Raw genomic sequence first — 463 nt, forward strand, 5'->3', positions numbered from 1 at the left:
GCGAAGTGCTGCAATGGCTGTTCCTGCAGATGGCGAGTATTGGTCCGATGCTGGGCCAGCTCTGGTTCTTCCGTCATGGTGCGAAGGAGCGCAACGAGATGGCGCTGGAGCGCTATGGACGCGAGGCGCGGCGGCTGTACGGCGTGTACGAAGAGCGCTTGCGCGAACAGCCGTGGGTGGCTGCCGGCCAGTATTCGATCGCCGATATCGCGGCCTTCACCTGGCTGCGTTCGCACCATGAGCTGGGGATTTCGATGAGCGATTACCCGGCAGTAGCGGAATGGCTGGCGCGCATCGAAGCGCGTCCCGCCGTGCAGCGCGGACTCGCCGCCGCCATTCCACCAGCGCGGGCGGATGCCGCGTAATGGCCTGGCTGCTGTTGCTGGCCGCGGCACTGGTCGACATCGCCATGGCTGTCGCGCTGAAGTATGCGGACGGCTGGACGCGGCTGTGGCCCAGCATC

At 66.1% G+C, this 463-nt stretch carries 1 protein-coding gene; it reads left to right on the forward strand.

Annotated elements, in window-relative coordinates:
• On the forward strand, window positions 1–365 hold a 365-nt coding region (locus AB4Z32_RS27725), incomplete at its 5' end, for a glutathione binding-like protein (protein WP_442125018.1).
• Window positions 366–463 lie beyond the last annotated feature (98 nt).

The sequence above is a fragment of the Massilia sp. 2TAF26 genome (assembly GCF_052115005.1).
GTDB lineage: Bacteria > Pseudomonadota > Gammaproteobacteria > Burkholderiales > Burkholderiaceae_D > Telluria.